12 protein-coding genes are annotated in these 11,781 nt (G+C 72.1%); 6 read left to right on the forward strand and 6 right to left on the reverse strand.

Annotated features, from left to right (window positions below):
- Positions 1-30 precede the first annotated feature (30 nt).
- The gene (locus tag ACWFR4_RS20770) at positions 31-954 is read left to right on the forward strand and encodes a phosphotransferase family protein (protein WP_453653830.1); all 924 of its coding nucleotides are present in this window, start codon (positions 31-33) and stop codon (positions 952-954) included.
- Here the strand turns inward: ACWFR4_RS20770 and ACWFR4_RS20775 are convergent.
- On the reverse strand, positions 922-1,848 hold the full coding sequence (locus tag ACWFR4_RS20775; RefSeq protein ID WP_453653832.1) for a Gfo/Idh/MocA family protein: 927 nt from the start codon (positions 1,846-1,848) through the stop codon (positions 922-924). The genes ACWFR4_RS20770 and ACWFR4_RS20775 overlap by 33 nt on opposite strands.
- Positions 1,845-2,771: a DMT family transporter gene (locus ACWFR4_RS20780; protein ID WP_453654028.1), complete on the reverse strand. Its 927-nt coding sequence runs from the start codon at positions 2,769-2,771 to the stop codon at positions 1,845-1,847. Before ACWFR4_RS20780 ends, ACWFR4_RS20775 begins: the two co-directional genes overlap by 4 nt.
- A gap of 130 nt (positions 2,772-2,901) precedes the next feature.
- On the opposite strand from ACWFR4_RS20780, the gene ACWFR4_RS20785 reads away from it, so the two are divergent.
- From ACWFR4_RS20785 to ACWFR4_RS20800, 4 genes are all read left to right on the forward strand, one after another.
- Positions 2,902-3,795, forward strand: coding sequence for a LysR substrate-binding domain-containing protein (locus ACWFR4_RS20785; RefSeq protein WP_453465692.1), 894 nt, complete (start codon positions 2,902-2,904; stop codon positions 3,793-3,795).
- Between the two features lie 189 nt (positions 3,796-3,984).
- A complete protein-coding gene (locus ACWFR4_RS20790) occupies positions 3,985-5,466 on the forward strand; it encodes an MFS transporter (RefSeq protein WP_453653834.1) in 1,482 nt (493 codons plus the stop codon).
- A 4-nt stretch (positions 5,467-5,470) separates the two neighbouring features.
- Entirely contained in the window at positions 5,471-6,109 is a 639-nt protein-coding gene (locus tag ACWFR4_RS20795; protein WP_453653835.1) for a TetR/AcrR family transcriptional regulator, read from the forward strand.
- Positions 6,106-6,888, forward strand: coding sequence for a nucleotidyltransferase domain-containing protein (locus ACWFR4_RS20800; RefSeq protein WP_453653837.1), 783 nt, complete (start codon positions 6,106-6,108; stop codon positions 6,886-6,888). The genes ACWFR4_RS20795 and ACWFR4_RS20800 overlap by 4 nt, the downstream gene beginning before the upstream one ends.
- Positions 6,889-6,945: 57 nt before the next feature.
- Here ACWFR4_RS20800 and ACWFR4_RS20805 read toward each other — a convergent pair whose 3' ends face one another.
- From ACWFR4_RS20805 to ACWFR4_RS20820, 4 genes are all read right to left on the reverse strand, one after another.
- Entirely contained in the window at positions 6,946-7,725 is a 780-nt protein-coding gene (locus ACWFR4_RS20805) for an arylamine N-acetyltransferase family protein (RefSeq protein ID WP_453653839.1), read from the reverse strand.
- Between the two features lie 109 nt (positions 7,726-7,834).
- Positions 7,835-9,085, reverse strand: coding sequence for a cytochrome P450 family protein (locus ACWFR4_RS20810; protein WP_453653841.1), 1,251 nt, complete (start codon positions 9,083-9,085; stop codon positions 7,835-7,837).
- Positions 9,086-9,193: 108 nt separating this feature from the next.
- Entirely contained in the window at positions 9,194-9,424 is a 231-nt protein-coding gene (locus ACWFR4_RS20815) for a hypothetical protein (protein ID WP_453465681.1), read from the reverse strand.
- Positions 9,425-9,560: 136 nt separating this feature from the next.
- Positions 9,561-11,039: a cytochrome P450 gene (locus ACWFR4_RS20820; RefSeq protein WP_453653843.1), complete on the reverse strand. Its 1,479-nt coding sequence runs from the start codon at positions 11,037-11,039 to the stop codon at positions 9,561-9,563.
- A gap of 123 nt (positions 11,040-11,162) precedes the next feature.
- Here ACWFR4_RS20820 and ACWFR4_RS20825 point away from each other — a divergent pair, with 123 nt between their 5' ends.
- Positions 11,163-11,771 (forward strand): TetR/AcrR family transcriptional regulator, encoded by a 609-nt coding sequence (locus tag ACWFR4_RS20825; protein WP_453468445.1) that lies wholly within the window; start codon positions 11,163-11,165, stop codon positions 11,769-11,771.
- The last annotated feature ends 10 nt before the right edge of the window (positions 11,772-11,781 follow it).

The raw sequence follows: 11,781 nt of genomic DNA on the forward strand, positions 1-11,781 counted from the left end.
CCCGCCGGGCCCGGTCCTAGGGTGCGGACCATGCTGCCCCTCGTGGAAACCGACGAGCAATGGGACGCCGTGGTCCCCGACGAAGCGGTCATGCGGCGGGGAGCGGACGACCTCTGCGCCCGGCTCGGCCTCGCCGGCCTCCCGCTCACGCGCTACGAAGCGGGCTCCCGGCCCGTCTACGCCGTCGGTGACGAGCATGTCCTGAAGCTGTTCCCGGCGGCCTCGGCGGAGGACGGCGTCACCGAGGCCCGGGTCCTCGCCCACCTCGAGGGCAGGCTCCCCGTGCCCACCCCCGAGGTCCGCTCCGCGGGCGCGTACGAGAACGGGTGGCACTACATCCTCATGTCCCGGCTGCCCGGCGAGGACCTGGCAGTGGCCTGGCCCGACATCCCGCGCGCCGACCAGGATCGCATCGTCACGGAGGCCGGAGCGTGCCTCGCCGCGCTGCACGCCCTCGACCCCACGCCCCTCGCCGGAGCGGTGGGCCCGGGGGACTGGGACACGTTTGTGGGCGAGCAGCGCGCGGGCGCCGTACAGCAGCAGCGCGAACACGGTCTCACGGAGGGCTGGTTGGAGCAGATCCCCGCCTTCCTCGACTCCGTCACGCTGCCGTCCGGGCCCGAACGCGCTCTGCTGCACACGGAGTTCATGCGTCAGCACCTCGTCGTCGGCCCCCGGAACCGCACTCTGACCGGACTCCTCGACTTCGAGCCCGCCATGATCGGAGACCCGGCCTACGACTTCGTGGCCGTCGGCCTGTTCGTCACCCGGGCCGACCCGCGCCTGATGACCCGCTTCACCGAGGCGTACGGCCGCGCTTTCGCGGCCCGCACCGTGACGGCGTACACACTTCTGCACGTGTACAGCGATCTGCCCTGGTACCTGCGGGAACTGCCCGCGCCGCCGGAGGCGACGTTCGACTCACTCGCCGGGGCCTGGTTCGCCGCCGGATGACGCGAGGCGGGCCTCCGCCGCCGCGAGGATCTCCGTGACGCGCAGCGCGAAAGCGGCGTCGCAGGCGTGCGGCCGGCCCGTGCGCACGGACTCCAGGAGCGCGTCGACCGCCACGCCGAACGCGTCGACCGACGCACCGCCCGTCGGCATCGCCACGATGCCGGACTCCCCCCGCAGCTCCACGTCGACGCCCGCCGCCTTCGCCGGAGTCGTCAGACTCAACGCGGCCGTGGCGGACGCGCCCGACGCATGCGCAAGGACCAGATGCACGGTGTCCGCCGGGCCCCGCGCGGCCGTCACGGACGTGACGTCCCCGAGCACCGGAAGCAGTACGGACAGAGCATGCGGGCCGACGTCCCACAGGGCGCCGCGCCCGACCCGCCACGGGGACGCGGTCAGCTCCGACGTGTCGCCGGGGGTGTACAGGGACCCGTACCAGTCGGCCCGGCCCGTGAACCAGTCTCCCTCGGCGGCCTGTTGGGCCAGCCAGTCCGATGTGACGGTCGCGAAGCGCAGCGTGAAGAACACGACGGACGCGACCCCCGCGGCTCGTACGGCGTCCACGACCTCCCTGGCCGCGGGCACCGACGTGGCCAGCGGCTTGTCGAGGAGGAGATGACAGCCCGCGGCGGCGGCCCGTGCGGCGAGCGGTGCCTGCACGTCCGGCGGCACCGCGAACGCCACCGCGTCGCACGCCGCGAACAGCGCGTCGACGTCCTCGAAGACCCGCGTCCCATGGGCGGCGGCGACCTCGGCCGCGGCCTCGGGCCTGCGCCCCCAGACGCCCACGAGATCCGTCTCCGGGTGGGCGCGCAGAGCGGCGGCGTGCGTCTTCGAGGCCCAGGTGCCGGTGCCGACGAGCCCGACGCGAAGGGTGGTGGCTGCAGAAGTCATGGTCGGCAGTATGGCTGGCGTGTGGCGGAGGGAACAGGAACGGCCGCCGTGCCGGAGGCCTCACGCGTTCCCTTTCGGGCCGAGGCCATTCGCGTCATCCCGACGCCGCCCAGCACGACCGCCATCCCCGCCACCACCCGCGCCGACAGGTCCTCGCCGAGCACGACGGAGCCCAGCGCCACCGAGACGACCGGCAGGAGGTAGCCGACCGTCGCCGCACTCGTCGGGCCCTCGTCCGCGATCAGACGGTAGTTGAGGTAGAACGTCACGCCCGTGCCGAAGATCCCGAGGACCGCCACCGCGACGACGCCCGTCAGGTCGACATCGGAGGAGGGCGAATCGCCGAAGGGCAGCGCCAGCACGCTGAGTGCCGTCGCGGTCGTCAACTGCGCCGAGGACAGGGCGATCGGCTGGACACCGGGCCCGGTGAGCTTGCGCCCCATGTACGCGAACGCCACCGCGTAGCTCGCCGCGGCCGCGAGCAGGGCGAGCGCGCCCCAGCTCGCGAGGCCCGCTCGCTGCCACGGCGCGAAGATCAGCGACGTACCGGCGAAGCCGAGCAGCAGACCCGTCAGCCGCAGCGGTCGCAGACCGCGCTCCGACCCGAGGGCGACGCCGATCAGTAGTGACCACAAGGGAGTTGTGGCGTTGAGTACGCCGGCGACGCCCGAGTCGACGGTCTGCTCGCCGAAGCCGAAGAGGGCGAACGGGACCGCGTTGCAGAAGAACGCGGCGACCACGAGGCGGCCCCACGTGCGGTGGTCGCGGGGCAGCCGCTGCCCGGTCGCCCGGCTCAGCGCGAACAGGACGCCCGCGCCGAGCGCGCACCGCACCACGACGATGTGCACCGGCGAGAACCCGTGCTGAAGCGCCAACTTGATCCACAGGAACCCGGAGCCCCACAGGAGCGCGAGCACCCCCATCCGCACCGCCGCGCCGCGTCCACCGAACACCACGCACCTCCCGTTCGTCGTCGTCCTGGCTTCGTACGCTCCCTCACCTGACTCAACAGGACAAGTGAAAAGTCCTGGACCTACTGTTAACCTCTCCTACATGCTCGATGTGCGACGTATGCAGGTCCTGCGCGCCGTGGTCACCAGCGGCTCGGTCACCGCCGCGGCGGCGAACCTCGGCTACACGCCGTCCGCCATCAGCCAGCAGGTCGCCGCCCTGGAGAAACAGGCGGGCACGGCGCTGCTCGAACGCGTCGGCAGAGGAGTGCAGGCCACAGAGGCGGGGCGGCTGCTCACGCAGTACGCGGACGCCATCAGCCGCCAGGTCGCCGAGGCCGAGACCGCACTCGCCGACCTGCGCGACGGCCGCACCGGCACACTCGCCGTGCGCTACTTCGCCACCGCCGGAGCCGCGCTCGTGGCGCCCGCCGTGGCGCGCCTGCGCGAGCGGCACCCCGGCGTGCGCGTCGACCTGAGAGTGACCGACCCCGAGGATCCGCTGCCCGAGGTGCGGCAGGGGCGGGCCGACGTGGCCGTCGTGGTGCGCACGCGCGATGTGCCGCCCACCGGGATCCGCATGGGCCACCTGGCCGACGACCCCTACCGTGCCGTCCTGCCCAAGAACCATCCGCTCGCCGAGCGGCGCGTCATCGACCTCGCCGAACTCGCCGACGAACCCTGGGTCGACACCGAGGGCGTCGCGGGCCCCTGTCACGAGATCGTCCGCGACGCCTGTGCCGCCGCCGGATTCAGCCCTGACTTCTCGGTCGCGAGCCAGGACTACGCGACTGCCCAGGGCTTTGTCGCCGCCGGAATGGGTATCGGCCTCATGCCTCTGATGGGCCTCAGGAACCGGCACCCCGACATCGTCCTGCGCAAGGTCCGCAAACCGGAGCCGATCCGGGTGATCTGTGCGGCCACCCGCGACACGGCCCCCACGCAGCCCGCCCTCCAAGGGTTCGTCGAGGCGGTGCGGGAGGCTGCGACGGGCTGAGGACCGGGGTTTCGAGGGCTGAGCTGAGGGTGTGGGCGGAGATGCCGGGGCTTGTGCCGGGTGTGCGGGACTTTGTCCGTGCGTTCTGGTCAGATGCGAGCGCTCTGGTGAATACTGATTCACCACGTAGGTGAATAGAAATTCACCCCACCTCCCTCCCCCGCCCTCGAGGCGTCCACCGGAGCGCTCATGGAGCCCGCGATAAGCCCCGACATACGCCCCGAAACAGCCCCGCTGCCTGGCCTGCGCGGCCGGCTCACGATCCCGGTCCTCGCCTTCGGCGGCATCCTCATGGCCGTCATGCAGACCGTCGTGGTCCCGCTGCTCCCCGACCTGCCCCGGCTGACCGGAGCCTCACCCGGGGCGGTCTCCTGGACGGTCACCGCGACCCTCCTCGCCGGCGCCGTCCTCACCCCCGTGCTCGGCAGGGCGGGCGACATGTACGGCAAGCGGCGCGTCCTGCTGCTCGCGCTGGGCCTGATGACCGGCGGGTCGGTGCTGTGCGCGCTCACCTCCGACATCCGCGTCCTGATCGCGGCCCGCGCGCTCCAGGGCGCGGCCGCCGCGGTCGTCCCGCTCTCCATCAGCATCCTGCGCGACGAACTCCCGCCCCACCGCACGGGATCCGCGGTCGCCCTCATGAGCTCGACCGTGGGCATCGGCGCCGCGCTCGGCCTGCCGCTGGCGGCCCTGATCATCCAGTACGCGAACTGGCACGTCATGTTCTGGGCGACCAGCGCCCTCGGCGCGCTCGGCCTCGCCCTCGCCTGCTGGGCCGTGCGCGAGTCGCCCGTACGCGAACCGGGCCGGTTCGACACACTCGGCGCGGCCGGGATCGCCGGCGGCCTGGTCTGTCTGCTGCTCGCCGTGTCGCAGGGCGGCCAGTGGGGCTGGGGCAGCGCCCGCGTGGTCGGCCTGTTCGCCGGAGCCGTCGTGATCCTGGCGCTGTGGTCGTGGCAGCAGCTGCGGGCCGAACGTCCGCTGGTGGACCTCCGGCTCGCCGTCGGCCGCCGCGTCGGCCTGCCGCACCTCGCCGCCCTGATCGCCGGATTCGCCTTCTACGCCAACTCGCTCGTCACGGCGCAGCTCGTCCAGGCGCCCAGGTCCAGCGGCTACGGGCTCGGCCTCTCCATCGTGCAGACCGGTCTGTGCCTGCTGCCCAACGGCGTGATCATGCTGCTCCTCTCGCCGGTGTCGGCCCGCGTCTCCGCCGCGCGCGGCCCCCGCGTGAGCCTCGCCATCGGCGGCGCCGCGATGGCGCTCGGCTATGTCGTCCGCATCGCCGACAGCCGCGACCTGTGGGTGATCGTCCTGGGCGCCGCCATCGTGTCGACCGGCACCACGTTCGCGTACTCGGCGCTGCCCACCCTCATCCTGCGGGCCGTGCCCGCGGGCCAGACCGCGTCGGCGAACGGCGTGAACGTCCTGATGCGGACCATCGGCCAGGCCGTCTCCAGCGCAGCGGTCGCCGCGATCCTCGTCCACCATGCGACCGGCGCCGGCTTCCCCTCGCTGCGCGGGTATCAGATGGCCTTCGTCATGGCGGGTGCGGTCGCCCTCGTGGTCATAGCGGCGGCGTTCACCGTCCCCGCCGACGCGGCGGACAATGGAGGGCGCGGGTCCGTCAGCGGCACGACCGCGCGGACGGACAAGGCCCTCGAAGGAGCGTGACCCCGTGACGAGCCCGGCCCCGACGGCATCCGCCGAGGCGCAGTCCGCCTCCGGCGTGACCGGCGACCACCGTTCGGAGCCGGCACGCCGCGACGCCGAGGCGACCAAGGCCGCCATCATCCGCGCGTGCCGCCACCTCCTCGCCCGGCACGCGCACACCGACATCACCCTCAAGGCCGTCGCCGAGCGCGCCGGGGTCAGCGCCCCGCTGATCCTCAAGTACTTCGGCAACAAGGACGCCCTGTTCTCCCAGGTCATGAACTTCGAGGCGGACGTGGAGGTCTTCCTCGACGCGCCCCTGGAAGACCTCGGCCGGCACATGGTGCGCCACCTCCTCACCGGCCAGTCCGAGCACGGCGCCGATCCCATCCTGCGCATCGTGTTCGCCCCGCTCCACGGGGAACAGGGCGACATCCTCCGCGCCAACTTCCGTACCCAGGTAAGCGACCGCCTCGCCGAGCGCCTGCGCGGACCGGACGCGGGCCTGCGCGCCGAACTCGCCGTCTCCCTGCTCCTCGGCCTCGGCGTCATGTACGGCATCGCGCGCGGTCCCCATGTGCGCTCCGCGCCCATCGAAGAGATCACCGAACGCTACGGATCAGCCGTGCAGGCCCAGTTGACTCCTGGCACACTGACCGGATGACCACAGCGGAGGAACATCCGGCGGCCACGTCCGACCTGCTCGCCCGCTTTCTGACCGGGCTCCGCGAGGCGCTGCTCGCCCCGTTCTCGCTGTGGGCGCACGGGTCGCTCGCCGGCGGGGACTACCAGGAAGGGCGCAGCGACCTCGACCTCGTCGCGGTCGTCCCGCACCCGCTCAAGCCGGACGAGCAGACACGGCTCACCACGCTGCACGAGGGAATCGACGCCGAACTGCCCCTCGCGGCACACCTCCACTGCTCCTACATGCCGCACGGCGACCTCGGCGACCCTGACCGTACGCACTTCACCTGGGCCCACCGGGATGCCTACGCCCGCACGGTCACGCCCATCACCCGGCGCGAACTCCACACATTCGGCCGCGTGCTCCACGGGGACCCGATCGCGGGCACTCTGCCGCCGGTGGACGACCGCACGCTCAGGGAGTACATCCTCGCCGACCTGGCCGGCTACTGGCGGCCCAGGACCGGACGCCCCGAGCTGTGGCTGGAGAACGTCTGGGTCGACCTGGGACTGATGGTCCTGGCCCGGGCGACGGTCACCCTGCGCGACGGCACCCTCATCAGCAAGGCCGAGGCACTCGCCGTCCTCACCGAACTCGGCGCACCCGCCGACGTCGTGGCGGACATCGAACGCCGACGGTACAAGGGCGGCCCGGCCGACACCGACCCCGAGTGGCTCGCGCGGCGGGCGGAGCTGACCCTCGGCTGGCTGGCCCCCGCGCTCGACCGCACCGTCGCCGCACACACCGCCGACGGCTGAGAGCCGGAGTACCGGAGAGACGCCGAGCCGGAGAGCTGCCGAGCCGGAGGGCCGGATTCAGGCGGTCGGATCCGTCGGCAGCCGGTCGAGATCGATGCCGAACGATTCGCGGTACGTGTCGAGCACCTCCCGGTCGGACGTGAGCTCCGTGCTGTGGCGCTCGCCGCCGGCCGTCGTCTTCAGCGTGCGGCCGCTCAGGGTCAGCCGGCCCTCGTCCGTGACCAGCGAGCAGACCAGCGACCGCGTGAACGTGGACTGCGGCGACGTGGAGTTGTACCAGCAGCCGACCTCGAAGTCGCCCAGCTCCCGCGGGCGTTGCTCGAGGAGGTACTCCGGCACCCTGTCCTTGGACACGCGCAGGTCGCCGTCCTTCGTCTCGGCGATCCGGAAGATGCCACCAGGATCCCGTTGCTCCCCGCGCTCACCGAGGTCGAGCGGGAAGTGGCTGTGCGCCCCGAAACCGACGTCCGCGAGCAGAGCGGCCCCGTCGACGGTGCGGACGCGGAGGGCGAGATGGTCGTACGGGATGCCGAGGTGTCCCTCCTTGCCGTACACCCGGGCCTGGAGCAGGGACACCTCGAAGCCCAGCGCGGTGAGCAGCGCCGCGAACCCGCCGTTGAGCTCGTAGCAGAAGCCGCCGCGGCGGCGGTCCACGAGCTTGGTGACGATCGCGTCCTCGTCGATGGAGATGCCCTCGCCCAGGTGGATCGAGAGGTTCTCGAACGGGACCGCCCGCTGGTGCGCGAGGTGCAGGGTGCGCAGCGCTTCTGCGGTCGGCGCCGCGGGGCGCGGTGTCGCGATGCGGCGGAGATAGGCGTCGGTGCGTGAGGCGTCCATAGGGCCAGTCTGGAGGGCCGGGCGGACCTGGGCCACGGGCGGAGGGACTGTATCGGCCCAGGTCGCGCGGCCTAGGACCAGCGGACCAGGAACCCTGAGGAGCCGTCCGTCAGGCCGGCCCGGCCACCGGCCGCAGGCGCACCGGGAGTTGGTCGACGCTGTTGCCCACGAAGCCCGCCTTACGCGCGAGCTCCGCGTCGGGCGCGGCCAGATCGAGGTCGGGGAAACGGGTGAACAGGCGCTCCAGGGCGACGGTGGCCTCCAGACGGGCCAGCGGTGCCCCCAGGCAGTAGTGCGGGCCGTGGCCCAGTGAGAGATGGCGGGCGGCCGAGGCGCGCGTGACGTCGAAGCGGTCCGCGTCCGGGCCGTGCGCGCTCCGGTCACGCCCCGCCGCCGAGTAGCCCGCGAGCACCGGGGTGCCCCGGGGGATCACCGTGCCGTCCACCGTCACATCGCGCTTCGGGTAGCGGAACGGGAAGTAGCTGACGGGGCTGTCCCAGCGCAGCGTCTCCTCCACCACGTCGGACCAGGACGCCTCGCCCGACAGGACGAGGTCGAGCTGGTCGCGGTGGGCGCACAGGGCGCGCACGGCGTTCGTGATCAGGTTCAGCGTCGTCTCGTGCCCGGCGATGATCATGAGGAGCAGGGTGCCGATCAGCTCCTGCTCGCTCAGCCGGTCGCCGTCCTCCTCGCGCGCTGCGATCAGCGCGCTCGTCAGGTCGTCGCCCGGCCGGCTCGTCCGGGACGCGGCGACCGCCGCGAGCACGGAGACCAGCTCACGGTTGGCGGCCACCGCCTCGCGCGGGCCGATGTCGGTGGCCACGACCTGGCCCGACAGATGGTGCAGTCGGCCCCTGAACTCCTCGTCCACACCGAGCAGTTCACAGATCACGCTCATCGGGAGCGGCAGCGCGAACCGCCGCCGCAGCTCCACGATGTCCTCGCCCTCCGTGGCGGCCGCCTCCAGCCCGTCGAGCAGCTCGCCGGTCAGCTCCTCGACGCGCGGCCGCAAGGCCTCGACGCGGCGCGTGGTGAACGCCCGGCTCACCAGCGACCGCAGCCGCCGGTGGTCCTCGTCGTCCGCGGTCGTCATGCCCTGCACGGTCGCGAACGTCATGAGCGGCCAGCCGTCGGGTATGCGGCCCTCGCCCAGCGCGGTGAAGTGCCGGGCGCTCTTGGCGACATCGGGGTGCGCGAGGAAGTCCTTGAGGGCGTCGTGGCCGAGGACCACCATGCCCTCGACGTCACCGGGCAGCACGACCGGAGCGACGGCGCCCCGGTCGAGCAGTCGCGCGTTCGCCGCGTGCGGGCAGCCACCGGCCGGGTCGATACGGTGCGGGACCACGGGTGGGATCGTCAACGGAGCTCTCCTGAACGGTCGCGGGAACGCGGGAACGCGGGAATCAGACGCACGCACGCCACGTACGGACGAACGCACGTGCCTCACCTACGGACGAGTACACCTACCTCACGTATGAACACGCGTCTCCGTTCCCAAGTCGTACAGCTTCTCGAGCAGCCAGGCCTCGTTTCCCATGAGTCCCGCCCTGTCCAGGGCCTCGTCGGCCTCCGCGATCGGCAGGGCGAGCAGCGAGGCGGCGGTCGCCGGCTCGCATCCGGTCAGTGCGGCGCGCGCGGTGTGCAGCAGGCGCAGGCAGGCCTGGGCCGCGGCGAGTTCGGCATTCCTGGTCGCGTTCATGTCGATGGGCCCCTCAGCTCGGCGAAGACGTGAATGTGGAGACATGTGCCTCCACTCTTGCGCACGGGTCTGACAATTCGCCTTCGACGCGAGGGCTGAGAAGGGGTGCTCGGTCGCCGAACTCGGTCGATCGAACTCAGTCCGTACGGACCTTCGCGCGGCGTCCCAAGTTGAGCCGCAGGCCTTCCGGCATCAGCGTCAGGCGCTCCGCGACGCGCAGCCGGTAGTCCGGTTCGGGGTGCAGGTCGTAGCGGCGCAGCAGCAGGCCGAGTACCAACGTCGCCTCGTGCAGGGCGAATTGGCGGCCGATGCACGCACGGGCCCCGGTGCCGAACGGCTTGAAGACATGCGGGGCGCGCGAGCGCACCGCTGCCGGAGCGAAGCGGTCCGGGTCGAAGGCCTCCGGGTCGTCGCCCCACGCCTCCGGGTCGCGGTGCAGGAGCGATGTCAGGACCAGCGCCCAAGCGCCCCTGCGCATCGGGTGGGTGCCGCCGAGCGTCGTGTCGACGGTGGCCTCGCGGGCGAACGCCGGAGCCGTCGGCCACAGCCGCAGGGACTCGTCGAGAACGCGGCGCAGATAGCGGAGCTTGGCCACCTGCTCGTACGCGGGCTCGTCCGCGTCGCCCCATACGCGCTCCACCTCTTCGCGCGCCTTCGCGAGGACGTCGGGGTGGTGCGCCAGATAGTGCAGCGCGAACGACAGTGCGCCCGATGTCGTCTCGTGCCCTGCGACGAGGAACGTGATGACCTGGCGCCGGATGTTCTCGGGGGAGAGGCGCTCCCCGGTGTCGGGGTGGGCGACCTCCAGCATGCGGTCGAGCAGGTCGCCCTGCCCGGCGGAGGGCGATCCGGACGCGGCCCGCCGCGCGGCGACGACGTCGTCCACGGTCCGGTTGAGATACGCCATGTCCGCGGCGTTGCGCCGCTCCGCGCCCCGCAGGAGCAGAGGAGCGAGCGACGGCGGCACCACGTTGCGGCGCTGCGCGAACGACAGCGTGCCGACCATCGCGGTCACGAACCGATGCGGCCGCTCGCGCTCGAACGACCCGAAGTCATGGCCGAATCCGGTCCGCGCGATCGTCTCCAGGGTCAGCTTCGTCATGTCGCCGGGCACGTCCACGGCCAGGCCCGCCGCCTCCCGGGCGTCCCAGGCCGCCGTCAGGCGTCCCGCGACGTCCAGCATCAGCGGGTGGTAGCCCTCCATGGCGTCGCGGCCGAAACCGGGAGCGAGCACGTCGTGCGCCAGCTGCCAGTTGGGCTCGTGGTTGTACGCGGTGAAGAGGCCGTCACCGGCCACCGGCCGCAGATTGGCGACGCCCAGGCCGACATGCTTGGCGAAGCGGGACTCGTCGGCCATGTCGGCGGCGAACCGCGCGCCCCAGACGAACACGATCTCGTTCCCGAAGGCCTTGCGGCGGAAGACCGGCCCGAGTTCCTTGCCGATCCGCATCGAATCCTGCACCGGCGTGCGCACGTTCGCGCCGAGGATGTCGCCGACGAGGGGAACGCGTCGCGGCGGGTGCGGAATCCGGTCGAGTCCGGGCCAGCCGAGCTCGGCACTGCGAAAGCCCTTCGGCGGTGTCGAGTCCGTCGCCGGCCGCGTCAACTGAGCCATGATCCCCACCTGTTGGACGTAGAGAGTGCCTGTACCCGACCGTTGTTATACGTCGGTTCAATACGCTCCCCAGTGTGGTCCCGCTATTGAATTCACGTCAAGTAATGCGAGTAAGGTGCTGCCATGGCCGCCAGGGAGCAGGAGCGCACGCGCCGCAGGCTGAGCACCGAGGAGCGCCGCGAGCAGCTGCTCAGCGTGGGCGCGCGGCTGTTCGCACAGAGCACGTACGACGATGTCTGGATCGAGCAGGTCGCCGAGATCGCCGGCGTCTCGCGCGGGCTCCTCTACCACTACTTCCCGACGAAACGGGACTTCTTCGCCGCCGTCGTCCAGCGCGAGAGCGAGCGGATGCTGCGCCTGACAGCGGCCGTTCCCGGGATCCCCGTGCGCGACCAGATCACCGTGGGCCTGGAGACGTTCCTCGGCTATGTGGAGGCACACGGCGAGGGCTTCCGTGCCTTCCACCGGGCCGAGGCCGCGGGTGACCCGGCCGTGCGCGAGGTGTACCGGCAGGGCCTGGCCGCGCAGGAGCGCCAGATCGTCGAGGCGCTCGCCGCCGACCCCGACCGGTCCCATATCGACGGCGAATCCCCCGTGCTCCGGCTCGCCGTACGCGGCTGGCTGGCCTTCTTGGTGGCCGTGTGCCTCGAGTGGCTCGACGAGCCGGAGCTGTCACGGGATCAGGTGCGCGACCTGTGCGCGCGGGCCCTGCTCGGGGCGATCACGCCGTAGCGCGCCGCGA

The organism is Streptomyces sp. NPDC055140 (assembly GCF_053607285.1).

Bases quoted from the DNA above. Each gene is read 5' to 3' on its own strand.
- ACWFR4_RS20780 (WP_453654028.1), bottom strand. From the start codon at position 2,771: ATGGGGGTGCTCGCGCTCCTGTGGGGCTCCGGGTTCCTGTGGATCAAG.
- ACWFR4_RS20815 (WP_453465681.1), bottom strand. From the start codon at position 9,424: ATGAACGCGACCAGGAATGCCGAACTCGCCGCGGCCCAGGCCTGCCTG.
- ACWFR4_RS20825 (WP_453468445.1), top strand. From the start codon at position 11,163: ATGGCCGCCAGGGAGCAGGAGCGCACGCGCCGCAGGCTGAGCACCGAG.
- ACWFR4_RS20770 (WP_453653830.1), top strand. From the start codon at position 31: ATGCTGCCCCTCGTGGAAACCGACGAGCAATGGGACGCCGTGGTCCCC.
- ACWFR4_RS20805 (WP_453653839.1), bottom strand. From the start codon at position 7,725: ATGGACGCCTCACGCACCGACGCCTATCTCCGCCGCATCGCGACACCG.
- ACWFR4_RS20820 (WP_453653843.1), bottom strand. From the start codon at position 11,039: ATGGCTCAGTTGACGCGGCCGGCGACGGACTCGACACCGCCGAAGGGC.
- ACWFR4_RS20785 (WP_453465692.1), top strand. From the start codon at position 2,902: ATGCTCGATGTGCGACGTATGCAGGTCCTGCGCGCCGTGGTCACCAGC.
- ACWFR4_RS20775 (WP_453653832.1), bottom strand. From the start codon at position 1,848: ATGACTTCTGCAGCCACCACCCTTCGCGTCGGGCTCGTCGGCACCGGC.
- ACWFR4_RS20800 (WP_453653837.1), top strand. From the start codon at position 6,106: ATGACCACAGCGGAGGAACATCCGGCGGCCACGTCCGACCTGCTCGCC.
- ACWFR4_RS20790 (WP_453653834.1), top strand. From the start codon at position 3,985: ATGGAGCCCGCGATAAGCCCCGACATACGCCCCGAAACAGCCCCGCTG.